This is a genomic window from Serratia sp. SA088, from assembly GCF_049065515.1.
Taxonomy (GTDB): Bacteria; Pseudomonadota; Gammaproteobacteria; order Enterobacterales; family Enterobacteriaceae; genus Serratia; species Serratia nematodiphila.
Map to the genome: position 1 here is coordinate 680,983 of NZ_JBAKGW010000002.1, position 24,830 is coordinate 705,812.

Genomic DNA, 24,830 nt, shown 5'->3' on the forward strand with positions numbered 1-24,830 from the left:
ATAGATTGCCTTATTCAGGCTTTTTCCAGCGTACAAAGCAACGGATGCTCGTTCTCCCTTGCGTACCGGTTCACATGGACGACTTTGGTTTCCGCCACCTCGGCGGTGAAAACACCACAGATCGCCTTGCCTTGATAGTGGACCGTGAGCATCAGTTGCGTTGCGCGTTCAATATCATAAGAAAAGAACTTTTGCAGAACGTCAATCACAAATTCCATCGGTGTGTAATCGTCGTTGTTAAGTATAACTTTATACATAGACGGCGGTTTTACCGCATCGATTTGTTTTTCTTCGGCCAAGTGTTCAAAGTTTAGCCAGTCGTTGTTATTGCCCATCGCTGCTCATCTTCTCTGCTCTGCCCTCTGATATGGGGACAGGTTTCGGTTATTCAAAGTGGGGATAGTTACTATTTTATCATCTTCGCCATCGTCCCGCCGCACTGTAACGTGCGCAAAAAAACGGGCCAATTGTGACTGAATCGTGGCAATAGCGTTACCTGCTTCAAACTTTGGTGAACTGCTCCCCGCCGACAAAAGCCGATCCCTTGACGCCCCGATCATTTGCTCTAGAGTGTAAATTCGTGGCTGGTGGTCTTTTAACCACCCCTTGTCCACCCTGCTACCCGCCCACGGCGGGTGCGAATTCAGTTATTCATCTCACTTAAAATAGCGTTGCGAGGGATGTAAAAGCATGGAGACGGGTACTGTTAAATGGTTTAACAACGCCAAAGGCTTTGGCTTCATCTGCCCAGCCGGCGGTGGCGAAGATATTTTCGCGCATTATTCCACCATCAAGATGGATGGTTACAGAACGTTGAAGGCAGGCCAGCAGGTCAGCTTCGACGTGCATCAAGGGCCAAAAGGGAACCATGCCAGTCTGATTGTGCCGGTGGAAAGCGAGGCGCTGTCCTGAACGCCTCCAGCAGCGTCGCGCTGCATTGACCCTGACTGCGATAAAAATGCCAGCCGCCGTGTGACTGGCATTTTTTATGCCTTTTACTTACTCGCGCGCCAGCGCATCGATCGGATTCAGCCGCGCGGCATTGCGCGCCGGCAGATAGCCGAACACCACGCCGATACCGGTGGAACAGAGGAACGCGCTCAGCAACGCCGCCGGCGGGAAGCTGATCTGCCAGCCCGGCAATACCAACTGCACCGCCAGGCCGATGGCGAACGACAGCGTAATCCCCAGCGCGCCCCCCACCAGGCAGACCAACACCGCTTCGATCAAGAACTGCTGCAACACGTCGCCGGAACGGGCGCCCACCGCCATGCGGATGCCGATCTCGCGCGTGCGCTCGGTCACCGACACCAGCATGATGTTCATCACGCCGATGCCGCCGACCACCAGCGAAATCACCGCCACCAGCGTCAGGAACAGCTGCAGCGTGCGGGTGGTTTTCTCCGCGGTTTGCACCAGGCTGTCCATGTTATAGGTGAAAAAGTCCTTCTTGCCGTGGCGCAACGTCAGCAGGCGCGACAGTTGCTGCTCCGCTTCCTTGCTGTCGTAACCGTCGCGGATGCGCACGGTGATCGAATCGAAATAGCTGTTGCCCATCAGCCGGTTGGCCATGGTGCTGTACGGCACCCATACGTTCAGCGTCTTACTGCTGCCGAACATCGACTGCTTCTCCTTGGCCACGCCGACCACCGTCGCCGGCATGTTGCCCACCAGGATCACTTCCCCCACCACGTTCTTCTGGTGCGGGAACAGCCGCCGTTGGGTATTGGCGTCAATCACCACCGTCTGCGCCTGCGACTGTACCTGCATCGGATCGATGCCGACGCCCTGGGTAAAGCTCATGCCATACACGCGGAAGAACTGCTCGCTGACGCCGTTGACGTTGGCCGCCGCATCAACGTTGCCCAAACGCAGCCGCATGCTGCTGCTGATGCTCGGCGACAGCGCACTGATGTAAGGCTGTTCGCGCAGCGCATCGAGATCGCCGTATTTCAACGATTGCCGGTAGGTCGGATCGTCGTCGCCGAAATCCTTGCCGGGATAGATATCGACAGTATTGGTGCCGATGGATTTGATGTCCGCCAGCACCATCTGCTTGGCGGCGTCGCCGATCACCAGGATCGACACCACCGAGGCGATGCCGATAATGATGCCGAGCATGGTCAGCGCGGTGCGCATCTTGTTGGCCGCCATCGCGCGCCAGGCCATGATCAGCGCCTCGCGGAAACGGCCGCCCATCTGCCGCCAGGAAGGCGCCACGGCGGCCAGCGCCAGCGGCTTGGCCTGGGCATCCTCCGACGGCGTCGGGCGCGAATCGGAGATGATTTCGCCGTCGCGGATCTCGATGATCCGTTCAGCCTGGCGCGCCACCGCCGGATCGTGAGTCACCAGGATCACCGTGTGCCCCTGGGCGCACAACTGTTTAAGGATCGCCATCACCTCTTCGCCGGAATGGCTGTCGAGCGCGCCGGTCGGCTCATCCGCCAGGATCACCTGCCCGCCGTTCATCAACGCGCGGGCGATACTGACGCGCTGCTGCTGGCCGCCGGAAAGCTGGCTCGGCCGATAGTTGACGCGCTCCCCCAGCCCCAGACGGCGCAACAGCGCTTCCGCCCGTTCGCGCCGCGCCGCTTTGCCCAGCCCGGCATACACCGCCGGCACCTCGACGTTGTGCGCCGCGCTCAGGTGCGGCAGCAGATGATAGCGTTGAAAGATAAAGCCGAAATGCTCGCGCCGCAGCTGCGCCAACGCATCGTCGCTCAGCGTCGCCACATCTTGCCCGGCTACCCGATACACGCCGGCGCTCGGCTTGTCCAGGCAGCCGAGAATGTTCATCAGCGTCGATTTGCCGGAGCCGGAAGCCCCCATGATCGCCACCATTTCACCGGCGTCGATGCTCAGGCTGATCCCCTTCAGCACCTCGACCGTCTGCTCGCCGGAACGGTAGCTGCGGCGAATGCCGCTCAGCTGCAACAGCGCCGCCATCAGCCGGCCTCCACGCCGCCGCGGCTGACGATCACCTCATCGCCCGCCTCAAGCCCGCTGAGGATCTGCACGTCGATATTGTTGCGCAGGCCGATGGCCACTTCGCGCTTCTCTTCCTTGCCCTGTTTCAGCACCGAGACGTGGTAGCGATTGTCGGCGATCTGATCACCCAGCGCCGCCAGCGGGATCACCAGCGCCTGCTGAACGCCGGCCAGCTGAATGTGCACCTGCGCCGTCATTTGCAAGCGCAGCAACCTTTCCGGGTTAGGCACTTCGAAACGCGCGTAATAGAAGATGGCGTTGTTGACCTTTTCCGGTGTCGGCTGGATGTCTTTCAGCACGCCGTCGAAGCGCCGGGTCGGATCGCCCAGCACCGTGAACCAGGCCTTCTGACCCGGCTTGAGGTTAATGACGTCGGCCTCCGAGACCTGCGCCTTCACCAGCATGGTGCCGAGATCCGCCAGCGTCAGAATGTTTGGCGCCTGTTGCGCCGCGATCACCGTCTGGCCCTGCAGCGTGGTGATCTGCACCACGTCGCCATCCATCGGCGCTTCGATGCGGGTGTAGGCCAGGTTGATCTTGGCGGTGTCCAGGCTGGCCTGATTCCGCGCGATCTGCGCATTGATGGTGCCCACCTGCGCCTTCTTCACCGCCAGCTGCGTCGCCGCCTGATCCAAATCCTGACGCGACACCGCCTGCAGCCTGGCCAGCGCCTGGTTGCGCTGCAGCGTAACCGCCGCCAGCTGCTGTTCCGCCTGCGCCTGCAGCAGCTGCGCATGCAGCTCGCGCAGCGTCGCCTCGCCTTCACGGATGCTGTTCTGCGCCTGCTGCGGATCGATAACCCCCAGCAACTGACCTTTTTTCACCTTGTCGCCGATCTCGACATACAGTTTTTCCAACTGCCCGCTGACCTGCGCGCCGACGTCAACCTTGCGCACGGCGTCCAGCTGGCCGGTCGCCAACACGTTCTGCTGCAGATCGCGCTGGGTGACCTTTACCGTTTTGAAATCGGTCGGCGCCGGATGGCGAAAGTGCCAAACGGCCGCCGCGGCAAGCGCCGCAATCACCGCCAGTGCGAGTATCCAGCGGCGTTTATGTCCTTTAAACCCTGTCAAAATTGACCTGCCTGTGCTTGTGAATATCGACCGCCCATTGCGGCGGCGGAGCTAAATTAGCATGCAACGTAGGGAATAACTAAACCTTAGCTCAACACAATGTGGAGACACGCCTGGTTACAGTTCAGCATTGAACTCCCGTTTAGTGAAACCTTGATGAAATACCGCCATTCAACACAGCCAAGGATTTCATCATGTCACAGCTCAGCTACCCACTCGCCTCCCCCCGGCCGCTTAACGGCTGGCAACTGATGACGGCGCTGATCAATGGCGAAAAGGCGCCAAGCAACGCCTGGAAAAAAACCTCGTTTCGCCTGAAGTTTCTCGGCCGTTCGCTGCTCAACTGGCGCACCACCAGCGGCCTGCTCAGCACCCTGGCCAGCAACCCGCTGCTGGAAGAGATCCTGAGCGCGCAGCCGAACCTGCCGTGCAAGCTGCATCGCCCCTACCTGGCGGCCAACATGAGCAAGATCGAATGCTTGTTCGCCCTGCGCGATCATTACGATCTCATCGTGCAGCGCATGCCGCTGAAGATGCGTCTCGGCCACCTCGGCCCACAGCCTTTCGTGCTGGCCCGCGCGATGGGCAAAAACGAAGCGCCGATCTCGCTGGAACTGGCGGCGATCGACAAACTGAATAAGGAAGGGGAAGCCACGCTGCTGCTGCGCAACGCCAACGGCGTGATGCTGGCGGAAATCACCTTTGCGCTGATGCATTATCAGCAGCAGCCGACGCTGTTCATCGGCGGCCTGCAGGGCGCGAACCATGAGGTGCCGCACGCCGAGATCCAGCACACCACCAAGGAGTGTCACGGTCTGTTCCCTAAACGTCTGGTGCTGGAAGGCGTTTGCACGCTGGCTCGGCATCTCGGCATCCGCCGGATCGTAGCCGTCGGCAATGCCACCCATATCTATCAAAACTGGCGTTACCAGAGTAAGAAGAAGGATCAACTGCACGCCGATTACGATCAGTTCTGGCTGTCGATGGGCGCCAAACCGCTCGACAGCGGCTATTTCCTGCTGCCCGAGCGCATCGCCCGCAAGCCGATCGAAGAGATTGCCAGCAAGAAGCGCGCCGAGTATCGCCGCCGCTATCAGTTGCTGGACGAACTGGAACAGGGATTGACGGCGCATTTCTGCGCCCGATAACGCCCGACGGGCCGTCAGTCCGCCCGGCCGCGCGCCAGCCAGATTACCCGTGAGAACATTTTCTTCAGCAGCGGCGGCACCGAGTCCGTGCCCCATTCGCCGGCCTGCATCGCGACCTCAATCGCCAGATCCGGCTTCGACGAGTGGTGAACCGCTTTCAGGATCACCTTGCGCACCGGCATCTGCGCGTTGAGCGGCACCGACGCCATTCGGTGATAAACCGGGCCGAACCCTTCGCGGAACATGAAGTGCTCCATGTCCGGCGCCGGCAGCGCGGTCAGCCGATCGCGTTCGTTGTCTTCATGATTGTCCAGCAGGCTGCGCACGGTATTGGCGTACTTTTTGCCCGCCTCGTCGCCGTCCACCAGCGCATGCCACTCGATACCCATACGGCGGGCGAAGCGCAGCAGCGGCTTCAGGCCGCACTGGGCGAATTCGATGACCCTCACCCCTTCCGCCTCGAAATGGTAGCCGCACTGGCGCGCCAGCTCGTTCAGCAGCCACACTTCGGTCTCGCCTTCCACCAGCAGCCAGCAGCGGGCGAACAGCGACGACGGCCGGTTGAAACGGATGTGAAACGCGATGCGCCGCCCGTCTTCGGCGCTCAGCCCGCGCGGCCCGAGACGGTAGGTCGCAACCCGCCCCGACTCGCGCACCAGCCGGCAGACGTGCTCCACCGGCACCAGCGACACCAGTTCGCTGGAGTTGGTGGTGGTGATGCGCTGCAGCGGCAGCTGATTGAGCAGCCCCCAGGCCACCGACAGCATGATCGGATGCAGGCGAGTTTCCGGGTCCTCCACCAGCAGCAACGGCCGGGCATGGGGATCCAGCTTGACGTCGCCCTTGGCCTGCAGCAGGGTGGAAAACATCCCCAGCAGGATCAGGCGCATGCTGCGGCTGTTCGGCTCGGCCACCATGCGGTTGATGCCGTCCAGCGCGCGCCAGGCGTCCTGCTCCGGTTCACCGCCGCGGCGGCGCGGCCGCGTCACCTGTGAACTCTGCTCGGCGAAATAGTGCTCCAGCAACTGCTGCATCGCCGCCAGTCCCTGACGCAGCTCACCGTTGGTCAACTTCTGCGGATTGCGCACCAGCTCGCGCGTCAGCTGATCCAACTGCTGCGCCAGCGCCTGGGTATCGGGTTTGCGTTCATCGCCGAGGCTGCTGGGGCGCAGGCGACGAATAAAGCGCGCGTCGCGCAGGCGCAATACCGGATGGATGCGGATAATGGCGTGGGCCAGTTGTTCGATATGGTGCAGCTGAAAGGCGTTGCCGTCGGCGTCGAGAAAACCACGCCAGGTGCACACCGTGCCGTCGTCGGCCAACTCGCCCTCGCAGCGGTAATGAATGCGGCTCAAGCCATCTTCGCCCTTGACCCACAGCGGCGTCAGGTGGCGATAGCGCGGCAGGTGTGCATGGCCGATGTCTTTTTCGCAGAAGGTGAACACCACCTGCAGGTGGCGCTCTTTGGCCGCCTCCTCACCGGGAGGGAAATGGAAGTCGTGCGCTTCAAACCGATACAGCTTTTGCTCCGGCGCCAGCAGCAGCGTCAGCGCATCCAGCAGGCTGGATTTACCCCAGGCATTTTCGCCGAGCAACAGCGTGTTGTCGTCCAGCATCAGCGACAGCCGGTTAATGCCGCGAAAACCTACAATTTCGATACGCTCCAAGAACATCCGCCGCCTCCCGTGCGCGCCGTCGCCTCTTCAATGAGGCGACTTTCACAGAGCATGGTCAAAAAACCCCTTGCAGGTCAAGCGGCCAACGTCAAATCTGCCGCTTTACTCCGGCCGGGCTTTTGGTTAGCGTGTGCTCCTCGTCGGCGTTCGGCGCGCTTCAAAACTCAAGGACACAAGCTGCACCATGTACTCAGGACTGTTGATTATTCTGTTACCGCTGATTGTCGGTTACCTCATTCCCCTACGCCATCGCCCGCTGCTGGTGCTGATCAACCGGCTGCTGAGCTGGATGGTGTACGTGATCCTGTTTTTCATGGGTATCAGCCTGGCGTTCATGGAAGATCTCAGCAGCAACCTGGTGCTGATCTTCCAGTACAGCGCGGTGTTCTTCTTCTGCATTCTCTGCGCCAATCTGCTGTTGCTGGCGCTGCTGGAGCGGCGCATGCCGTGGCGCAGCAGCCATAAACAGGAAAAGCTGCCTTCGCGCGTGCACATGGCGCTGGAGTCGCTCAAGCTGTGCGGCGTGGTGCTCGGCGGTTTCCTGCTCGGCCTGACGCAGTGGCAATGGCTGCAGTTCGCCCATAAAGGCAGCGAATATGCGCTGATCTTCCTGCTGTTGCTGGTCGGCATTCAGCTGCGCAACAGCGGCATGACGCTGCGCCAGATCGTGCTCAACCGCCGCGGCACGCTGGTGGCATTGGTGGTGACCGTCGCGTCGCTGGCCGGCGGCGCGCTGGCGGCGCAGCTGCTGGGGTTGCCGGTCAAGGCCGGGCTGGCGATGGCCTCCGGCTTCGGCTGGTACTCGCTGTCCGGCATTCTGATCACCGACGCCTACGGCCCGGTGATGGGCAGCGCCGCGTTCTTCAACGATCTGGCGCGCGAGCTGGTGGCGATCATGCTGATCCCGACGCTGGTGCGCCGCAGCCGCTCCACCGCCCTCGGCCTGTGCGGCGCCACCTCGATGGACTTCACCCTGCCGGTGCTGCAGCGCAGCGGCGGGCTGGACATGGTGCCGCCCGCCATCGTGCACGGCTTCCTGCTGAGCCTGCTGGCGCCGGTGCTGATCGCCCTGTTCTCCTGATCCTTTCCCCCTGGGGGCCGCCTGGCCCCCAAAGCGTAATAATTCCCATCCGCACGGCAAAATTGCGCTAAATCAAACTTGCCCGCAGTAGTCGCACAAAAGCCTTTTGCAACCCCGATCGCCGATCTATGCTTTTAAACAAGCATTACAAATGCAACTTTAAAATAAAAGGAAGCGACTATGTTCTGTGTGCAATGTGAACAAACCATCCGTACCCCGGCAGGCAACGGCTGCGCGTATGCTCAGGGCATGTGCGGCAAAACGGCGGAAACCTCCGATCTGCAGGATCTGCTGGTGGCGGCGCTGCAGGGCCTCTCCGCCTGGGCGCTGCAGGCGCGTTCGCTGGGCATCGTCGACCACGAGATCGACAGCTTCGCTCCGCGCGCCTTCTTCGCCACCCTGACCAACGTCAACTTCGATTCCCAGCGCATCATCGGCTACGCGCGCGAAACCCTGCTGCTGCGCGATTCGCTGGCCGCCCGTTGCCGGCTGCTGGACGCCGGCGTACGCGTCGATCACCCGATGGCGGCGCTGCAGCTGGCCGGTGACGATATGCCTGCGCTGCTGCAACAGGCGGCGCAGTTTGCCCTCGACAGCGACAAGGCCGAGGTCGGCGACGACGTACACGGTTTGCGCCTGCTGTGCCTGTACGGCCTGAAAGGCGCGGCGGCCTATATGGAACACGCGCACGTGCTCGGCCAGTTCGACGAGCAACTCTATGCCGACTACCACGCCTTTATGGCCTGGCTCGGCACCCGGCCGCGCGACGTCGATACCCTGCTGAACAACGCCATGGGCATCGGCAAGATGAACTTCAGCGTGATGGCGATCCTCGATCGCGGCGAAACCCAGGCCTACGGCGATCCGCAGCCCAGTACGGTCAACGTGCGCCCGGTGGCCGGGAAAGCCATTCTGATTTCCGGCCACGATCTCAAAGATCTGCGCATGCTGCTCGAACAAACCGAAGGGCAAAACGTCAACGTCTACACCCACGGCGAAATGCTGCCGGCGCACGGCTATCCGGAACTGAAAAAATTCAAGCACCTGGTGGGCAACTACGGCAGCGGCTGGCAAAACCAGCAGACGGAATTCGCCAAATTCCCCGGCCCGATCGTGATGACCTCCAACTGCATCATCGATCCTAACGTCGGCAACTACGGCGATCGTATCTGGACCCGCAGCATCGTCGGCTGGCCGGGCGTCAACCATCTGGAAAGCGACGACTTCGGCGCCGTGATCCGCCAGGCACAGGGCATGAACGGCTTCCCTTACACCGAGATCGAGCACCTGATCACCGTCGGCTTCGGCCGCCAGACGTTGCTGAACGCCGCCGACACGGTCATCGACCTGGTGTCGCAGAAAAAACTGCGCCACGTCTTCCTGGTCGGCGGCTGCGACGGCAGCCGCGACGAGCGCAGCTACTTCACCGACTTCACCCGCAGCGTGCCGCAAGACTGCCTGATCATGACGCTGGCCTGCGGCAAGTACCGCTTCAACAAGCTGGATTTCGGCACGCTGGAAGGGTTGCCGCGCCTGCTGGACGTCGGCCAGTGCAACGACGCCTACTCCGCCATCATGCTGGCGGTCAAGCTGGCGGACACGCTCGGCTGCAGCGTCAACGAGCTGCCGCTCAGTCTGGTGCTGTCGTGGTTTGAACAGAAGGCGATCGTCATTCTGCTGACGCTGCTGTCGCTGGGGGTGAAAAACATCGTCACCGGCCCGACCGCGCCGGGCTTCCTGACCGACAACCTGATGGCGATCCTCAACGAGAAATTCGGCCTGCGCCCGATCACTACCGTCGAGCAGGATATCATCGCGCTGCTCGCCTGATGCCGTTACGTTATGGGGCCGCCTGCGCCGGCCCCTTTGCTTTTTGAGGTGCCCCGATGACTCAACCCACTCCGCTTTGCCCGAACCGCATGCAGGTGCATTCCATCCAGCGTGAAACCGCCGACGTCTGGACGCTGAACCTGATCTGCGACGTTTTTTATCCTTACCAGGCCGGCCAGTTTGCGCTGGTCAGCATCCGCAACAGCGAGGAGACGCTGCGCGCCTATACGCTCTCCTCCTCGCCCGGCCAGAGCCGCTTTCTCAGCATCAGCGTGCGCTGCCTGCCGGACGGCGTGGGATCGCGTTGGCTGACGCAAGAGGTCAAGCCCGGCAACACGCTGTGGCTGTCCGACGCGCAGGGCGAATTCAGCTGCGAGCGCCACCCGGCCGATCGTTACCTGATGCTGGCCGCCGGCTGTGGCGTGACGCCGATCGTCTCGATGTGCCGCTGGCTGACCGCTAACCGTCCGGCCTGCGATATCGTCGCGATCTTTAACGTGCGCACTCCCGCCGACACGATCTTCGCCGATCAATGGCGCGCGCTGTGTGCCGCCCATCCGCAGCTGCACCTGACGCTGATGGCCGAGCAGGATCTGCAACCCGGCTACCTCAGCGGCCGCATCGATGAACAGACGCTGCGGCAGGCGGCGCCGGATATCGCCGAACGCACGGTGATGACCTGCGGCCCTGCGCCCTACATGGATCAGGTGGAGCAGCTGTGCCACCGGCTCGGCGTGCCGGCCGAGCGTTTCCATAAAGAGCAGTTCCACACGCCGGCGGCGCAGGCCGACGCCACCGAAGGGCTGACGCTGCGCGCCGCGCGCCCGCTGCGCGAATTCCGCGTACCGGTTGGCAGCACGCTGCTGGCGGCGATGGAGGCCCATGCCCTGCCGGTCAACGCCGCCTGCCGCGCCGGGGTGTGCGGCTCGTGCAAAACCCGCATCCTTGAGGGCGACTACACCACCACCAGCACCATGACGCTGAGCGCGGAAGAGATAGCGCAAGGCTACGTGCTGGCCTGCAGTTGCCAGCTGCAGGGTGACGTCACGCTGGCGTGATCCCCTGGCCCCATCGCCGCGATGGGGCATTTATCGGCAAGCTCCCCGCGGCCAGCCCGATTACACTTTTCCCCGTCCTACGCTCTTTACCCTTCCTGACCGCACCTCGTCCACAGCCGGTAAGCTATGCTTGCAGTTGTTCTGCTGCCACTCACCGGATCGAGTCCACATCGTTTTTCAAACCTTGTTTGGGGGAACCATGAAGCAAACCGTAGCCACACTGATCGCCAAAACGCTGGATCAAGCCGGCGTAAAACGCATTTGGGGCGTGACCGGCGATTCGCTCAACGGCCTTAGCGACAGCCTGCACCGCATGGGCACCATCGAATGGCTGGGCACCCGCCATGAAGAGGTGGCCGCCTTCGCCGCCGGCGCCGAAGCCCAGCTTACCGGCCAGTTGGCGGTGTGCGCCGGTTCCTGCGGCCCCGGCAACCTGCATCTGATCAACGGCCTGTTCGACTGCCACCGCAACCATGTGCCGGTGCTGGCGATCGCCGCGCATATCCCTTCCAGCGAAATCGGCAGCGGCTACTTCCAGGAAACGCATCCGCAGGAGCTGTTCCGCGAATGCAGCCACTATTGCGAGCTGGTTTCCAACCCGGAACAGCTGCCGCGCGTGCTGGAGATCGCCATGCGCAAGGCGATCCTCAATCGCGGCGTCTCGGTGGTGGTCTTGCCGGGCGACGTGGCGCTGCGCATGGCGCCGGAAGACGCGCCCCTGACCTGGCATACCCCGGCGCTGCCGCTGGTGCAGCCGCCGATGAGCGAGCTGAACAAGCTGGCGGAAACGCTAAATAAGGCGAAGAACATCACCCTGATGTGCGGCAGCGGCTGCGCCGGCGCGCACGATGAAGTGGTCAAGCTGGCCGAGCTGCTGCAGGCGCCGGTGGTGCACGCGCTGCGCGGCAAAGAGCATATCGAATGGGACAACCCCTACAGCGTCGGCATGACCGGGCTAATCGGCTTCTCCTCCGGTTATCACGCGATGATGAACGCCGACACGCTGGTGCTGCTCGGCACCCAGTTCCCCTATCGCGCGTTCTACCCCACCAACGCCAACATCATTCAGATCGACATCAACCCCGGCAGCATCGGCGCGCACTGCCCGGTCAATATGGCGCTGGTGGGCGATATCCACACCACCCTCACCGCCCTGCTTCCGCAGCTGGAGCCGAAGCGCGACCGGGCGTTCCTCGACAAGGCGCTGGAGCATTACCGCAACGCGCGCAAGGATCTCGATGGGCTGGCGACCGCCAACGACGACCAGCCGATCCACCCGCAGTATCTGGCGCAGCAGCTCAGCCAGTACGCCAGCGACGACGCCATCTTCACCTGCGACGTCGGCACGCCGACGGTATGGGCCGCCCGCTACGTGAAAATGAACGGCAAGCGCCGCCTGCTCGGTTCGTTCAACCACGGTTCGATGGCCAACGCCATGCCGCAGGCGATCGGCGCTCAGGCCACCGCGCCGGATAAACAGGTGATCGCCATGTGCGGCGACGGCGGCTTCACCATGCTGATGGGGGATTTCCTGTCGCTGGCGCAGCTCAAGCTGCCGGTGAAAATCGTGGTGTTCAACAACAGCGTGCTGGGTTTCGTGGCGATGGAGATGAAGGCCGGCGGCTACCTGACCGACGGCACCGACCTGCATAATCCGGACTTCGCGGCGATCGCCAACGCCGCCGGCATCAAGGGCATCCGCGTGGAAAAAGCCTCCGAGCTGGACGGCGCGCTGCAGGAGATGTTGGCGCATCCCGGTCCGGCGCTGCTGGACGTGGTCACCGCCAAGCAAGAGCTGGCGATGCCGCCGCAGATCAAGTTCGAACAGGCGAAAGGCTTCAGCCTGTACATGCTGCGCGCCATCATCAACGGCCGCGGCGACGAAGTGGTTGAACTGGCGAAAACCAACTGGCTGCGTTAAGCAAGCTGCCCCGGTAAAATAAAGGGTATATGATGCCATGTACCCTTTTCCTCTCCCTTACATTCCAGGAACCCTATGCTTATCGATCTACGCAGCGACACCGTTACCCGCCCCAGCGCCGCCATGCGCCAGGCGATGGCTCAGGCAGAGGTCGGCGACGACGTCTACGGCGATGACCCGACGGTCAACGCGCTGGAGGCCGAGGCGGTGCGCCTGTCAGGCAAAGAAGCGGCATTGTTTCTGCCCAGCGGCACCCAGGCCAACCTGGTGGCGCTGCTCAGCCACTGCCAGCGCGGCGATGAATACCTGGTCGGCCAGCAGGCGCACAACTACAAATACGAAGCCGGCGGCGCAGCGGTGCTGGGCAGCATTCAGCCGCAGCCGATCGAGGCCGACGCCGACGGCACGCTGCCGCTGGACAAGCTCGCCGCCGCCATCAAACCCGACGACATCCACTTCGCCCGCACCCGGCTGTTGAGCCTGGAAAACACCATCAGCGGCAGAGTCTTGCCGCAGGCCTACCTGCAGCAGGCGTGGCAGTTTACCCGCGAGCGGCAGCTGGCGCTGCATATCGACGGCGCGCGCATCTTCAACGCCGCCGTGGCGCTGAACCTGCCGCTAAAAGAGATCGTGCAGTACTGCGACACCTTCACCATTTGCCTGTCGAAAGGGTTGGGCGCGCCGGTCGGCTCGCTGCTGTGCGGCAGCGAGGCTTTCATCCAACGCGCGCTGCGCTGGCGCAAGATGACCGGCGGCGGGCTGCGCCAGGCCGGCATTTTGGCGGCGGCCGGCCTCTACGCGCTGGAGCATAACGTCGCGCGGCTGCGCGAAGACCATGACAACGCGGTCTGGCTGGAGCAACAGCTGCGGCAGATCGGCGTGGAGATCGCCGAACCCGGCGCGCAGACCAACGTGCTGTACCTGCGCCAAACGCCGGCGCTGGCGGCCAAACTCGGTCCGTGGATGCGCGAACGCGGCGTGCTGATCAGCAGCGGCCCGCTGACGCGCATTCTGACCCACCTCGACGTCAGCCGCCAGGACCTGCAGCGGGTGGTCGAGCTGTGGCGGGAGTTCCTGCAGCAGCACGCCTGATCCTTCGGGGCGCAGGCCGCGCCCCGCATCAGAAAATCCAGCGGCCGTAAACCCAGTACCACAGCCCCAGCACCGCCGCCAGGTTGAGCGCCACGCTGAGGATGAACCAGGTTTTAAACGGCTGCTTCTGGGTCTTGTGGCGAAACAGCTGCTGCGCCGCCAGTGCGCCCAACCACCCGCCCAGCGCGCCGAACAGCAACAGCGTCGCCTCCGGCACCCGCCGCCACCCCTTGCGCGCCGCCAGCTTATCGCCGCCATAGATCAGAAACGTCAGCAGATTGGCCGACAGCAGCCACATCCACACCGGATGCGGCGAGAACAAACTGGCGATCAGCGCCAGGCCCAGCAGGGCGTAACAAATCACATTGAGCTTCATGACATCCGGTCTTCGTTCGATAAGGGGCGCGTAGTGTGAACCTGCGCCGCGGCGGATGCAACCGGCTTATACCCATACAAAAAGTGCATTTAAACCCTGAATTTGGCATCCTGTCGTTCTGCGACTCTTTCACCGCACAAGGCGGCCCGATGACACCCCAACGCGTACTGGTTCTTGGAGCCAGCGGCTATATAGGCCAGAACCTGATCCCGCACCTGATCGAACAGGGGCACCAGATTACCGCCGCCGCGCGGCGCATCGAGTGGCTGCAGGAGCAGAACTGGCCGCAGGTCAACTGCCTGTATGTCGATCTGTACCGCCCGGACACCCTGAGCGCGGCGCTGTGGGAAATCGATACGCTGTACTATCTGGTGCACGCGATGGGCGACGGCGACGACTTTATCGAGAAGGAACGCCGGGCGGCGGAAAACCTGCGCGACGCGCTGCGCAATGCCTGCGTCAAGCAGGTGATCTTTCTCGGCGCGCTGCAGCCGAACGACGACAGTTCGCCACACCTGGCGGCGCGCCGCCTGACCGGCGAGATCTTGCGCCAGAGCGGCGTGCCGGTGACCGAGCTGCGCGCCGGCATCATCGTCGGCCCCGGCTCGGCGGCGTTCGAAGTGATGCGCGACATGGTCTATAACCTGCCAGTGCTGACGCCGCCGCGCTGGGTGCGCTCGAAGTCGTCGCCGGTGGCGCTGGAGAACCTGCTGGTTTACCTGGCCGATCTGCTGGCGCACCCGGTACAGGAACACCGCATCTTCGATGTCGCCGGACCGGAATACCTCAGCTATCAGGACATGTTCCAACGCTTTATCGCCATCAGCGGCAAACGGCGCTGGCTAATCCCGATCCCCCTGCCGACGCGGCTGATTTCAGTGTGGTTCATCAGCCTGATCACCTCGGTGCCGACGCCGATCGCCCGCGCGCTGATCCAGGGATTGAAGCACGATCTGCCCGCCGACGGCCGGCCGCTGCAAGCCTTGATCCCGCAGCGTCTGCACACTTTTGATCAGGCGGTCACCGCCACGCTGCAGCGCGAACTGGAAGTGGTCGACTCCGCCGACTGGGGCTACGATCCGGCGGCGCGGGCCCGCTGGCGCCCCGGCTACGGCTACTACCCGAAACAGGCGGGGTGTTCGCTCGACACCGCCGCCTCCAGCCAGGCGCTGTGGCAAACGGTGCAGCAGCTGGGAGGCGAGGAAGGCTATTTCTACGCCAATATCCTGTGGCGGATCCGCGCCCGCATGGACGACATGATCGGCAACGGCGTGGTCTATGGCCGCCCGGCGCGCGTGGCCCTGGCGCTGGGTGACGAAATCGACGGCTGGAAAGTCATCACGCTGAAGCCGCTGCGGCAGCTGGCGCTGCTGTTCGGCATGAAGGCGCCCGGCCTGGGGCGGCTGAGCTTCACCATCACCGATCGCGGCGATCGCCGCACGCTGGACGTGCGCGCCTGGTGGCACCCGGCCGGCTTCAGCGGGCTGCTGTATTGGTTCGCCATGATGCCCGCGCATCTGTTTATTTTTCGCGGCATGGCGAAGCGCATCGCCGAGCTTGCCGAGAACCTGGACCGCCAACAGCGCTGAATGCCGTTCATTTGTCGATCAACCGCACAGTTTGCCGCTGTGCTTCGGGGCTTTCCGATTGCATAGCGCACGAAATCACGGAAGAATGGCATCTTATTTGCTGGGAGCGCCGCAAGCGCCCGCCGGTATTCCGATTTTGGGTGAGAATAGAGTCCGTTATGAAGGTATTGGTCACCGGTGCCACCAGTGGGTTAGGCCGTAACGCCGTTGAATATCTGCGCCGCCAGGGCATCAAAGTGCGCGCCACCGGCCGCAACCAGGCGATGGGCGGCCTGCTGGAAAAAATGGGCGCGGAGTTCATTCATGCCGATCTCACCAACCTGATCTCTTCGCAGGCCAAGGCGATGCTGGCGGACGTCGATGTGCTGTGGCACTGCTCCAGCTTTACCTCGCCCTGGGGCACCGAAGAAGCCTTCGAACTGGCCAACGTCCGCGCTACCCGCCGCCTCGGCGAATGGGCGGCGGCCTATGGCGTGGCGCAGTTCATTCACATCTCTTCCCCGGCGATCTATTTCGACTACCACCATCACCGCAACGTGACCGAAGACTTTCGCCCGCAGCGCTACGCCAACGAGTTCGCGCGCAGCAAGGCCGCCGGCGAGCAGGTGATCCAGCAATTGGCACTGTCCAATCCGCAGACCCATTTCACCATTTTGCGCCCGCAGGGCCTGTTCGGGCCGCACGACAAGGTGATGTTGCCGCGGTTGCTGCAGATGATCAAACGCTACGGCAACCTGCTGCTGCCGCGCGGCGGCGCGGCGATGGTGGACATGACCTATCTGGAGAATGCGGTGCACGCCATGTGGCTGGCGACGCTAAAAGAAGACACGCCGTCCGGCCGCGCCTACAACATCACCAACCAGCAGCCGCGCCCGCTGCGCACCGTGGTGCAGCAGCTGATCGACGATTTGGGCATGAAGTGCCGCATCCGTTCCGTCCCCTATCCGATGCTCGACATGATGGCGCGCGGCATGGAGCGCCTGGGCAGCAAAAGCGAAAAGGAGCCGGTGCTGACCCATTACGGCGTCGCCAAACTCAACTTCGATCTCACGCTCGATACCACCCGCGCGCAGCAAGAGCTGGGCTATCAGCCGATCGTCTCGCTGGAAGAAGGCATCGCGCGCACCGCCCGCTGGCTGAAAGATCACGGCAAACTGCATGGCCTGTAATCAACGCCACGCGCCGTACTTCACCAGCAGCGCATCGATAATCGCTTCACTCTCTGCATCCGGCTCGCCGCGAACATCGTCGGGCCGGAAATGCATCTGAAACGCCGCCAGCACATTGCGCTGCTGCCGCGCATCCCACGACGGGTCGATCGCGTAGCCGTAACGCGCCAGCTTTTCGAGCAGCGGCGCCAGCGGCACCGGCGCCTGTCTGTCGCGCCCCGCCAGCAGTCGCTGCACGTCTGCCTCGTCCGGCCAGGCGCCGATGCCGGCCTGCGCCAGTTGCCGCCAGGGGAACAGCGGGCCGGGATCCTGTTTGCGCTGCGGCGCGATGTCGCTGTGCCCCACCACGTCCTGCGGCTGGATGCCATAGCGTTGGATGATGTCGCGGCTCAGCGGGATCAGCACGGCGATCTGTTCCGTCGTATAAGGCTGCCAATGGGTGAACAGCATGCTGCGGGTGAACCCCTTGTTGACGATTTCGATGCCGATCGAGGTGTCGTTGAGGTTGCTGCGGCCGCGCCAGGCGCTGGCGCCGGCATGCCAGGCGCGCATCGCCTCCGGCACCAACCGGTACACCGTCGGTTTGCCGTGTTCGCGCTGCGGGTGCGCCGGCAACAGGTAGTGCGCGCTGACGTGTTCGTCGGTCAGCGTTTTCAGCGATGAATGGAAATCTTCCGCCGTATAGTGCATCACCAGAAAGCGAATGCGCTGATCGGCGCCCTGCGCCTGATGCAAGGTTTCGAGCTGGTAAGCGCCGCGATCGACGAGCGTGTCCTGCTGCGGATTTTGGCATCCCGCCAACAGCGCGGCGGCGATGATCCCTGGCCAAATTTTCACTTATCCTCCCTGTGGTTTGATGATTTGGTCTAGCGTTAACGTTAAGCAATAGTCGCCACGGAAGCCACCCGCCGACAAAGTAAAAACGCCCCGGCGTGAGCCAGGGCGTTAAGGCATGGGATTAGCGGCCGACTTTCACCGCGGTGCCGCTGACGGTCACCATCAGCATGCTGCCGTCTTTACCAACGGTTTCATAATCGATATCAATGCCGACCACCGCGTTGGCGCCCAGCTCTTTCGCCTGATCTTCCAGCTCTTCGAACGCGATCAGGCGCGCCTTGCGCAGCTCTTTCTCGTAAGCGCCCGAACGGCCGCCGACGATATCGCGCACGCCGGCGAAGAAATCACGAAAAATGTTGGCGCCGAGAATCGCTTCGCCGGTGACGACGCCGCAGTATTCGGTGATGGTAAACCCTTCCAGGGTCGGGGTAGTTGAAAGCTGCATCAGAACTCCTTGTTTGATTAATTCAACGTATCTATGACCAGAAGATTGACATTATGTTCGCTTAATCAATGGCACGCAGTACGAATGCAAGGCCAAAAAACGCATTTATACTGTAAGCTATCGGTCTTCATGGTAGAGACTTTCACATAAGGTAATAAGATGAAAACAAAAACGATTGCGGCTGTTTTACCCTTAGCGCTGTTGCTGAGTGCCTGTACCACGGTGGAACCGGCATACAAGGATATCGGCACCCGCAGCGGCAGCTGTGTGGAAGGCGGCCCGGATACGGTCGCGCAAAAGTTCTATGACCTGCGCATCCAGCAGGGCGCCGGCCTGCCGGACAGCAACCGTCTGGCGCAGCTGCAGCCTTATCTGAGCAAAGTGCTGTATCAGGATCTGGTCAGCACCGCTCAAAACCCGGGCAAGCATCAGATTACCGGCGATCTGTTCTCCGGCAATGCGCAGGGGCCAAGCAGCGCATCCGTCGCCAGCGCCTCGACCATTCCTAACACCGATGCGAAGAACATCCCGCTGCGCGTTGACCTGAGCTACCAGAAAGACGCCAACAGCACCGTGAACTGGCAGGACGAAGTGTTGATGGTGCGCGAAGGCACCTGCTGGGTGGTTGATGATATTCGCTACCTGAATGTTCCAGCGCACGCCACCAACGGCAGCGTACGCCAGGTGCTGGAAAACCAGTAACCCGCTTCCCCCGGCCGACGCGGGCTTGCCGCGTCGGTCATCCCGCCGCCCGTCTACCGCTCGAATTTCGTCCAATAGAAAAAATTTCGCTACCGATCTCACAGCCTGCGCCACAAATCCCCTCCCTCGGCTTGAGTCGCGGTATCTTGTGCTAATCTTTTACTGTCCCGCCGCACACTCATAAATTTTAACGCACAAAGATTGCATAAGTATTCTGTGGAAGTTAACATTTGCGGCATCAATGTCTATTCAATTCTGGCGCATGAGTATTCAACTTAACGGTATCAATTGCTATTACGGCGCTCACCAGGCGCTGTTTGACATCACGCTGGAATGTCCAGCCGGGGAAACCCTGGTGCTGCTTGGCCCAAGCGGCGCCGGGAAAAGTTCATTGCTGCGGGTGCTGAACCTGCTGGAAATGCCGCGTTCGGGCCAACTGCAGATCGCCGGCAACCAATTCGACTTCAGGCAGGCGCCGGGCGAGAAAGCCATTCGCGAACTGCGCCAAAACGTCGGCATGGTGTTCCAGCAATACAACCTGTGGCCTCACCTCACCGTGGTTCAGAACCTGATCGAGGCACCTTGCCGCGTGCTGGGTCTGACCAAGGCTCAGGCGATGGAGCGCGCCGACAAGCTGCTCAAGCGTCTGCGCCTGACCGACTTCGCCGATCGCTTCCCGCTGCACCTTTCCGGTGGCCAGCAGCAGCGCGTGGCGATCGCCCGCGCCCTGATGATGGAGCCGCAGGTGTTGCTGTTCGATGAACCGACCGCAGCGCTGGATCCGGAAATCACCGCCCAGATCGTCAGCATCATTCGCGAACTGGCCGGCACCGGCATCACGCAGGTGATCGTCACCCACGAAGTGGAAGTGGCGCGCAAAACAGCCAGCCGCGTGGTGTACATGGAAAACGGCCACGTAGTGGAGCAAGGCGACAGCAGCCACTTCACGCAGCCGCGGACCACCGAGTTTGCTAATTACTTATCACACTAACAATTAACTTGCTGTAATTTGGGGAGTTTGCGATGAAAAAACTAATAATCGCCGCCATTCTGGCCGGCATCAGCGTTTCCGCCTCCGCAGCCGAAACCATCCGTTTCGCTACCGAAGCCTCCTATCCTCCGTTTGAATTTATTGACGCCGGCAACAAGATTCAGGGTTTTGATGTCGATCTGGCCAACGCGCTGTGCAAAGAAATGCAGGCCGAGTGTACCTTCACCAACCAGGCGTTCGACAGCCTGATCCCGAGCCTGAAGTTCAAGCGCTTCGATGCGGTGATGGCCGGTATGGACATTACGCCGGAGCGTGAGAAGCAGGTGCTGTTCACCAAGCCTTACTACGATAACTCGGCGCTGTTCATCGCGCAGAAAGGCAAAATCGCCGACGTGGCGGCGCTGAAAGGCAAGAAAGTCGGCGTGCAAAACGGCACCACCCACCAGAAATACCTGACCGACAAGCACCCGGAAATCACCACCGTGCCTTACGACAGCTACCAGAACGCCATTTTGGATCTGAAGAACGGCCGCGTTGATGCGGTGTTCGGCGATACTGCGGTGGTCAACGAGTGGCTGAAGCAGAATGACGCGCTGGCGGCAGTGGGCGCCAAAGTGACCGACAAAGACTACTTCGGCACCGGCCTTGGCATCGCGGTGCGCCAGAAGAACACCGATCTGCAGGGCAAGTTCAACGCCGCTCTGGACAAGATCAAGCAGGATGGGACCTATGAAACCATCTACAAAAAATGGTTCCAGCAGTAATACGCCCAAATGAATGAATTACAACCTTTAGCAAGCGCCGCCGGCATGACCGTCGGCCTTGCCGTTTGCGCCCTGATCCTCGGTCTGATTCTGGCGATGCTGTTCGCCGTATGGGAATCGTCCCGCTGGAAAGCGGTCAGCTGGCTCGGCACCGCCTGGGTGACCGTGTTGCGCGGCCTGCCGGAAATCCTGGTGGTGCTGTTTATCTATTTCGGCTCGTCGCAGCTGCTGCTGATGCTCTCCGACGGCTTTACCCTCAACCTCGGTCTGTTCCAGCTGCCGATTCAGTTGGCGATCGACAATTTCGAAGTCAGCCCGTTCCTGTGCGGGGTGATCGCCCTGGCCCTGCTCTATTCCGCCTACGCCTCGCAGACGCTGCGCGGCGCGCTCAAAGCGGTGCCGCAGGGGCAGTGGGAATCCGGTCAGGCGCTTGGACTGAGTAAGGCGGCGATCTTCTTTCGCCTGATCATGCCGCAGATGTGGCGCCACGCCCTGCCCGGCCTCGGCAATCAGTGGCTGGTGCTGCTGAAAGACACCGCGCTGGTGTCGCTGATCAGCGTGAACGATCTGATGCTGCAAACCAAGAGCATCGCCACCCGCACCCAGGAGCCTTTTACCTGGTATGTGATCGCCGCGGCCATCTACCTGCTGGTGACGCTGTTCAGCCAATACGTCATCAAACGCATTGAGCTGCGCGCTACGCGCTTTGAGCGGGGGCCGGCCTGATGATTGAATATTTACCGGAAATCCTCAAAGGGCTGCACACCAGCCTGACGCTGACCATCGCCGCGCTGCTGGTCGCACTGGTGCTGTCGCTGCTGCTGACGGTGATCCTGACGCTGAAAACGCCGGTGCTGACGCCGCTGGTCAAGGCCTATGTGACGCTGTTCACCGGCACGCCGCTGCTGGTGCAGATCTTCCTGATCTACTACGGCCCCGGCCAGTTCCCGGCGATCCGCGACTACCCGTGGCTGTGGAACCTGCTGTCGCAGCCCTGGCTGTGCGCGATGATTGCCCTGGCGCTGAACAGCGCGGCCTATACCACGCAGCTGTTCTACGGCGCGGTGCGCGCCATCCCCGCCGGACAATGGCAGTCGTGCGAAGCGCTTGGCATGTCGCGCCGGCAGACGCTGCGCATTCTGCTGCCATTCGCCTTCAAGCGCGCGCTGTCGTCTTACTCCAACGAAGTGGTGCTGGTGTTCAAAAGCACGTCGCTGGCCTACACCATCACGCTGATGGAAGTGATGGGCTATAGCCAGCTGATGTACGGCCGCACCTACGACGTGATGGTGTTCGGCGCCGCAGGTCTGGTGTACCTGTGCGTCAACGGCCTGCTGACACTGCTGATGCGGTTGGTGGAGCGCCACGCGCTGGCGTTTGAGCGCCGCAACTGAAGCCATCCCCCTCTCCAGCCCCGCCATTGCGCGGGGCTTTTTTTATCCCTATTGCAATATTTAATCATTTATATTGCATTTTAATTCACTCAATGGCAGGGTTATCAGCAGGTGTCCTCGCAAAAACCTCTGGCGATTACCAGTAAAAACAAACGATAGCGAATAATCACTTTCAGGATCCAGACAGGAGCTCTACGCATGAAAAAACTGCTGCTTGCCGCGACGATGTTGGCCGGAATGACCTTTAACGCCACCGCGGCCGAAACCATCCGCTTCGCCGCCTCCGCCACCTACCCGCCGTTCGAATCGCTCGACGCCAACAACCAGATCGTCGGCTTCGATATCGATCTGGCCAACGCGCTGTGCAAGCAGATGCAGGCGCAATGCACCTTCACCAACCAGGCGTTCGACAGCCTGATCGCCGCGCTGAAATTCAAGAAATACGATGCGGTGATTTCCGGTATGGACATCACGCCGGAGCGCAGCAAACAGGTCGCTTTCACCCAGCCTTACTACGCCAACTCGGCGATCGTGATCGCGCAAAAAGGCAAGTTCAGCTCGCTGGCGGATCTGAAAGGCAAAAAGCTCGGCATGGAAAACGGCACCACCCACCAGAAATACATGCAGGACAAGCACCCGGAGATTAACACCGTTTCTTACGACAGCTACCAGAACGCCATTCTGGAGCTGAAAAACGGCCGTATCGACGGCGTGTTCGGCGACACCGCCGTGGTGAACGAATGGCTGAAAACCAACCCGCAGCTGGCACCGGTGGGCGAGCACATCACCGATGCGCAATACTTCGGCACCGGCCTCGGCATCGCGGTGCGCCCCGACAACCAGGCGCTGCTGGCCAAGCTGAACGCCGCGCTGGACGCCATCAAGGCCGACGGCACCTACAAGGCCATCAACGACAAGTGGTTCCCGCAGTAAGTCCGCGTGTGGAGTCGCCCTCCTTCGGCGGCTCCATCCGATTGCCACCCCATCCGGTTAGTGCTAAATTTGATACTGAATTTAGCATCAAGGATAACATCATGACGGTTCAACCCATTCTTGCCGACTCGGCAGTCAGCATCAGCGATTTTAAGAAATCGCCCAACGCCGCCCTTAAAGAGGCACAAGGGCAACCGGTCGCCGTCCTGACCAACGGTAAGATTTCGGGATATTACGTCTCTCCGGAAACCTGGGAGGCGATCGCGGAGTACCTGGAAGATATCGAACTCGCTGAAATCGTTCGTTCACGGATGAACGGCAAACGCATTAAGGTCAATTTGGATGACTTATAAGCTTGAATTCGAAGAACATGCGCTGAAGGAATTTAAAAAACTGTCCCCGGTGATCCGGGAACAGTTCAAAAAAAGCTGGCATCGGTGCTGGTTAATCCCCACATCCCCGCCAACAAACTCGCCGGTTTGCCTGATTGCTACAAAATCAAACTCAGAGCCTCAGGCTTTCGTTTGGTATATCGCGTCATGGAAACGGAGATCGTGGTTCTGGTCCTGTCTGTGGGCAAACGCGAACGTTCAGCGGCTTACACGGCTGCCAAAAAGCGCCTTTAACGCCGCACCAGCAGCGTCAGCACTTCGTAGTGCGAGGTATGCGGGAACATGTCGAACAGCTGCACCCGTTCGATGCGATACCCCGGCAACATCTCGATATCTTTCGCCATGCTCTCGGCGTTGCAGCTCGAATAAAGAATATAGTCCGGCGCCATCCGGCTCAAATAGTCGCACAGCGCCTGGCCGATGCCGCGCCGCGGCGGATTGACCAACACCAGCTGCGGCACCTGGCCTTCGGCGGTAGCGAAGCGGGTGGAATCGAGCGCCTGAAAATCTACCTGCAACAACCCTAACCGCTGCGCCGACTGGCGCGCGCAGGCGATCGCCTCCGCGCTGATTTCGATGCCGGTCAGGCGCGTTTGCGGCTGCGCGCAGTGCAGGCCGAAACCGCCGACGCCGCAGAACAGATCCCACATGCTGTCGATACCCAGCGCGCGCACCCAGTCGCGGGCGGTGGCATACAGATCGGCGGCCACCTGCGGGTTGGTCTGAAAGAAGCTTTGCGGGCGGATGAACAGCGGCACCTGATTGAACTGTTCCTCCAGCGCCTGCTGTTCGGTCAGCGCGATCTCGCGCTCCCCTTCCATGATCGCCATATGCACCGGTTGAATATTGGCGGAGATCACCCTGAGCTGCGGCAGCTGCTGCTGCAGCCACGGCAGCGCGGCGCGCAGCTGTGCCAGTTTGGTTTCCGAGCGCAGCACGAAACGCAGCATCACGCCGCCGTCGAGCGTGCTTTCGGTCAGCAGCAGGTATTTCAGCTCGCCGCGTTTGCGCGCCACGTTATACGGCGTCAGGCCGGCGCGAGCGATAAAGCTTTTCAGCACCGCAAACATCGGCGCAAAGCCGGCGGGGTACAGCGGGCAGTCGCTCAGATCGACCGGCGTGCCGTCGCGGTGCAGCATGCCGAGCAGCGGTCGCTCCACGCTGCCGCTGACCACCATCTTGGCTTTATTGCGAAATGCGCTCAGTTCCCCCGCCACCGGCTGCAGCCACTGCGCGACATCGCGCCCGGCCAGCAGCGATTGCAGGTGATGCTGTTTGTCGGCCAGTTGCTGCGGATAGGGCTTTTCCAGCCACTGACAGGAACGGCAGGTGCCCGCCGTATACAAAGCGCAATGCATGAAGATTACCGTG

General features: G+C 61.6%; 24 protein-coding genes and 1 pseudogene. 17 read left to right on the forward strand and 8 right to left on the reverse strand.

What is annotated here, in order from left to right:
* Positions 1 to 14: 14 nt before the first annotated feature.
* A complete protein-coding gene (clpS, locus tag ACOWVD_RS08330) occupies positions 15 to 335 on the reverse strand; it encodes an ATP-dependent Clp protease adapter ClpS (RefSeq protein WP_004928347.1) in 321 nt (106 codons plus the stop codon).
* A 355-nt stretch (positions 336 to 690) separates the two neighbouring features.
* Between clpS and cspD the strand changes: the two genes are divergently transcribed.
* Positions 691 to 912, forward strand: a complete 222-nt coding sequence (gene cspD, locus ACOWVD_RS08335; protein WP_004928349.1) for a cold shock-like protein CspD — start codon at positions 691 to 693, stop codon at positions 910 to 912.
* Between the two features lie 87 nt (positions 913 to 999).
* Here the strand turns inward: cspD and macB are convergent, their stop codons facing one another.
* Together macB and macA are read right to left on the reverse strand one after the other, a co-directional pair.
* Positions 1,000 to 2,946 (reverse strand): macrolide ABC transporter ATP-binding protein/permease MacB, encoded by a 1,947-nt coding sequence (gene macB, locus ACOWVD_RS08340; protein WP_164095253.1) that lies wholly within the window; start codon positions 2,944 to 2,946, stop codon positions 1,000 to 1,002.
* Positions 2,946 to 4,061 (reverse strand): macrolide transporter subunit MacA, encoded by a 1,116-nt coding sequence (gene macA / locus ACOWVD_RS08345; protein WP_031299864.1) that lies wholly within the window; start codon positions 4,059 to 4,061, stop codon positions 2,946 to 2,948. Before macA ends, macB begins: the two co-directional genes overlap by 1 nt.
* Positions 4,062 to 4,255: 194 nt before the next feature.
* On the opposite strand from macA, the gene ACOWVD_RS08350 reads away from it, so the two are divergent.
* Positions 4,256 to 5,209 (forward strand): VirK/YbjX family protein, encoded by a 954-nt coding sequence (locus ACOWVD_RS08350; protein ID WP_164095254.1) that lies wholly within the window; start codon positions 4,256 to 4,258, stop codon positions 5,207 to 5,209.
* A gap of 14 nt (positions 5,210 to 5,223) precedes the next feature.
* Here the strand turns inward: ACOWVD_RS08350 and ACOWVD_RS08355 are convergent, their stop codons facing one another.
* Positions 5,224 to 6,882 (reverse strand): ATP-dependent endonuclease, encoded by a 1,659-nt coding sequence (locus tag ACOWVD_RS08355; protein ID WP_004928362.1) that lies wholly within the window; start codon positions 6,880 to 6,882, stop codon positions 5,224 to 5,226.
* 187 nt (positions 6,883 to 7,069) lie between these two features.
* On the opposite strand from ACOWVD_RS08355, the gene ACOWVD_RS08360 reads away from it, so the two are divergent.
* The 5 genes from ACOWVD_RS08360 to ltaE all read left to right on the forward strand — a co-directional run bounded on the left by ACOWVD_RS08360 (position 7,070) and on the right by ltaE (position 13,867).
* Positions 7,070 to 7,966: a lysine exporter LysO family protein gene (locus ACOWVD_RS08360; protein WP_004928363.1), complete on the forward strand. Its 897-nt coding sequence runs from the start codon at positions 7,070 to 7,072 to the stop codon at positions 7,964 to 7,966.
* Between the two features lie 180 nt (positions 7,967 to 8,146).
* A complete protein-coding gene (hcp, locus tag ACOWVD_RS08365) occupies positions 8,147 to 9,796 on the forward strand; it encodes a hydroxylamine reductase (protein ID WP_421105579.1) in 1,650 nt (549 codons plus the stop codon).
* A 56-nt stretch (positions 9,797 to 9,852) separates the two neighbouring features.
* On the forward strand, positions 9,853 to 10,854 hold the full coding sequence (gene hcr, locus ACOWVD_RS08370; protein WP_164095256.1) for an NADH oxidoreductase: 1,002 nt from the start codon (positions 9,853 to 9,855) through the stop codon (positions 10,852 to 10,854).
* A gap of 199 nt (positions 10,855 to 11,053) precedes the next feature.
* The gene (gene poxB / locus ACOWVD_RS08375) at positions 11,054 to 12,775 is read left to right on the forward strand and encodes a ubiquinone-dependent pyruvate dehydrogenase (RefSeq protein ID WP_103798747.1); all 1,722 of its coding nucleotides are present in this window, start codon (positions 11,054 to 11,056) and stop codon (positions 12,773 to 12,775) included.
* 75 nt (positions 12,776 to 12,850) lie between these two features.
* Positions 12,851 to 13,867, forward strand: a complete 1,017-nt coding sequence (gene ltaE / locus ACOWVD_RS08380; protein WP_047572066.1) for a low-specificity L-threonine aldolase — start codon at positions 12,851 to 12,853, stop codon at positions 13,865 to 13,867.
* Between the two features lie 28 nt (positions 13,868 to 13,895).
* Here ltaE and ACOWVD_RS08385 read toward each other — a convergent pair whose 3' ends face one another.
* A complete protein-coding gene (locus tag ACOWVD_RS08385; protein ID WP_019454570.1) occupies positions 13,896 to 14,243 on the reverse strand; it encodes a DUF1294 domain-containing protein in 348 nt (115 codons plus the stop codon).
* A gap of 149 nt (positions 14,244 to 14,392) precedes the next feature.
* On the opposite strand from ACOWVD_RS08385, the gene ACOWVD_RS08390 reads away from it, so the two are divergent.
* Positions 14,393 to 15,832 carry a DUF2867 domain-containing protein gene (locus ACOWVD_RS08390; protein WP_273889953.1) on the forward strand — a complete coding sequence of 480 codons (1,440 nt, stop codon included), beginning with the start codon at positions 14,393 to 14,395 and terminating at the stop codon, positions 15,830 to 15,832.
* A gap of 158 nt (positions 15,833 to 15,990) precedes the next feature.
* The gene (locus ACOWVD_RS08395) at positions 15,991 to 17,001 is read left to right on the forward strand and encodes an NAD-dependent epimerase/dehydratase family protein (RefSeq protein ID WP_004928393.1); all 1,011 of its coding nucleotides are present in this window, start codon (positions 15,991 to 15,993) and stop codon (positions 16,999 to 17,001) included.
* On the opposite strand, the gene ACOWVD_RS08400 is transcribed toward ACOWVD_RS08395, so the two are convergent.
* Complete coding sequence (locus ACOWVD_RS08400; protein WP_049241113.1) at positions 17,002 to 17,838, reverse strand: N-acetylmuramoyl-L-alanine amidase; 837 nt, start codon at positions 17,836 to 17,838, stop codon at positions 17,002 to 17,004.
* A 121-nt stretch (positions 17,839 to 17,959) separates the two neighbouring features.
* Positions 17,960 to 18,283, reverse strand: a complete 324-nt coding sequence (locus ACOWVD_RS08405; protein WP_044031552.1) for a heavy metal-binding domain-containing protein — start codon at positions 18,281 to 18,283, stop codon at positions 17,960 to 17,962.
* A gap of 159 nt (positions 18,284 to 18,442) precedes the next feature.
* Here ACOWVD_RS08405 and ACOWVD_RS08410 point away from each other — a divergent pair, with 159 nt between their 5' ends.
* The 8 genes and pseudogenes from ACOWVD_RS08410 to ACOWVD_RS08445 all read left to right on the forward strand — a co-directional run bounded on the left by ACOWVD_RS08410 (position 18,443) and on the right by ACOWVD_RS08445 (position 23,693).
* Positions 18,443 to 18,985: a lipoprotein gene (locus ACOWVD_RS08410; RefSeq protein WP_015377301.1), complete on the forward strand. Its 543-nt coding sequence runs from the start codon at positions 18,443 to 18,445 to the stop codon at positions 18,983 to 18,985.
* Positions 18,986 to 19,247: 262 nt separating this feature from the next.
* Positions 19,248 to 19,976 carry an arginine ABC transporter ATP-binding protein ArtP gene (artP, locus tag ACOWVD_RS08415; protein WP_004928406.1) on the forward strand — a complete coding sequence of 243 codons (729 nt, stop codon included), beginning with the start codon at positions 19,248 to 19,250 and terminating at the stop codon, positions 19,974 to 19,976.
* A gap of 32 nt (positions 19,977 to 20,008) precedes the next feature.
* On the forward strand, positions 20,009 to 20,740 hold the full coding sequence (gene artJ / locus ACOWVD_RS08420) for an arginine ABC transporter substrate-binding protein (RefSeq protein ID WP_049241111.1): 732 nt from the start codon (positions 20,009 to 20,011) through the stop codon (positions 20,738 to 20,740).
* A gap of 9 nt (positions 20,741 to 20,749) precedes the next feature.
* The gene (gene artQ, locus ACOWVD_RS08425; RefSeq protein ID WP_004928413.1) at positions 20,750 to 21,466 is read left to right on the forward strand and encodes an arginine ABC transporter permease ArtQ; all 717 of its coding nucleotides are present in this window, start codon (positions 20,750 to 20,752) and stop codon (positions 21,464 to 21,466) included.
* Complete coding sequence (artM, locus tag ACOWVD_RS08430) at positions 21,466 to 22,134, forward strand: arginine ABC transporter permease ArtM (RefSeq protein WP_164095258.1); 669 nt, start codon at positions 21,466 to 21,468, stop codon at positions 22,132 to 22,134. The genes artQ and artM overlap by 1 nt, the downstream gene beginning before the upstream one ends.
* A gap of 198 nt (positions 22,135 to 22,332) precedes the next feature.
* Positions 22,333 to 23,067 (forward strand): arginine ABC transporter substrate-binding protein, encoded by a 735-nt coding sequence (gene artJ / locus ACOWVD_RS08435; RefSeq protein WP_015377297.1) that lies wholly within the window; start codon positions 22,333 to 22,335, stop codon positions 23,065 to 23,067.
* A 101-nt stretch (positions 23,068 to 23,168) separates the two neighbouring features.
* Positions 23,169 to 23,420, forward strand: a complete 252-nt coding sequence (locus tag ACOWVD_RS08440) for a type II toxin-antitoxin system Phd/YefM family antitoxin (RefSeq protein ID WP_004928423.1) — start codon at positions 23,169 to 23,171, stop codon at positions 23,418 to 23,420.
* Positions 23,410 to 23,693 (forward strand): annotated as a pseudogene (locus tag ACOWVD_RS08445) (type II toxin-antitoxin system RelE family toxin). Before ACOWVD_RS08440 ends, ACOWVD_RS08445 begins: the two are co-directional and overlap by 11 nt.
* On the opposite strand, the gene rlmC reads toward ACOWVD_RS08445, so the two are convergent.
* Positions 23,690 to 24,817, reverse strand: a complete 1,128-nt coding sequence (gene rlmC / locus ACOWVD_RS08450; RefSeq protein ID WP_015377295.1) for a 23S rRNA (uracil(747)-C(5))-methyltransferase RlmC — start codon at positions 24,815 to 24,817, stop codon at positions 23,690 to 23,692. The pseudogene ACOWVD_RS08445 and the gene rlmC overlap by 4 nt on opposite strands.
* Between the last annotated feature and the right edge of the window lie 13 nt (positions 24,818 to 24,830).